The sequence below is a fragment of the Pseudomonas sp. P5_A2_2 genome, from assembly GCF_054177685.1.
Map to the genome: position 1 here is coordinate 1 of NZ_JBGCUL010001302.1, position 1,089 is coordinate 1,089.

Below are 1,089 nucleotides of genomic sequence, written 5' to 3' on the forward strand. Positions count from 1 at the left end.
CAGGCTCGCTCCTACAGTGGAATGAGGTCGTCAGGCTCGCTCCTACAGTGGAATGAGGTCGTCTGTGCGATTATTTGCCAGCGTTCACCGTCACCGTCTTGATCGCACCCAGTTCCAGATCCCACTTCTTCAGGATCGCCTGGTAACTGCCGTCATCGACCATGCTCTGCATCGCCACTTTCACCGCTTCACTCAGCTCAGGTTTTTTCTTGCTCACGCCCAGCCCGGTGAACTGCTTGGAAATCGGCAGGCCCACGGTTTTGTACATGTCCTTTTCCTGGGTCTTGAGGTACGGCAGGGTTTCGCTGCCCTGCATGGCCGCGTCGATACGGCTTTGACGCAGTTGCGCGCGGGCGTCTGCCGAGCCTTCAGTGCCGATCACGTTGATCGCAGGCTTACCGTCGGCTTCGCAGTTGGCCTTGCTCCACTCGGCGATTTCCGCCGGGAAGGTGGTACGTCGGCTGGTGCCGACTTTCTTGCCGCACAGGTCGATGATCTCGTTCGTGTCCTTGTTTTTCTGCAAGGTGTAGAACTGCGGACCGCTGGTGAAGTAGTCGACGAAGGTCACACTGGCCTGACGCTCGGCGGTGTCGGTCATGCCCGACATCACCATGTCGACGCGGTCGGTGGTCAGGGCGTTGATCATTTGCTCGAAACCGGTTTCCTGCCATTTGATCTTCACACCCAGACGTTCGGCCAAGGCGTTGCCCAGGTCAACGTCGAGGCCGGTGAGGGTGTTGGTGGCCGGGTCCTTGAAGTCCATCGGCGGGTAGTTCGGCATGATCGCCACAACGACCTCGCCCCTGGCCTTGATGCTGGCCGGCAATTCGGCAGCGAAGTGAAGCCGGATGCCATAACGCCGGCGAGTACTGCTGGAATAACGAAGTTCTTCATGGTCGTTCTCTTATGAGTGTTGTGAGGCGGCTCTTGATTTTCGAGCCAGGCCCTTAGGTTCGAACGGCAGAAATGAAGCTTTGGGTGCGAGGGTTTTGCGGACTTATTAGTATTTCTTCGGGGCTTCCAGCCTCCACGATCTGCCCGCCGTCCATGAACACCATGCGGTTGGAAACCTCGCGAGCGAAGCCCAGT

General features: G+C 58.2%; 2 pseudogenes. Both read right to left on the bottom strand.

Annotation, left to right across the window (positions count from 1 at the left end):
- Nucleotides 1-70: 70 nt before the first annotated feature.
- Nucleotides 71-894 (bottom strand): annotated as a pseudogene (locus ACXRVY_RS30955) (ABC transporter substrate-binding protein).
- A gap of 53 nt (nucleotides 895-947) precedes the next feature.
- Nucleotides 948-1,089: pseudogene (locus ACXRVY_RS30960) on the bottom strand (ectoine/hydroxyectoine ABC transporter ATP-binding protein EhuA); the annotation flags it as partial.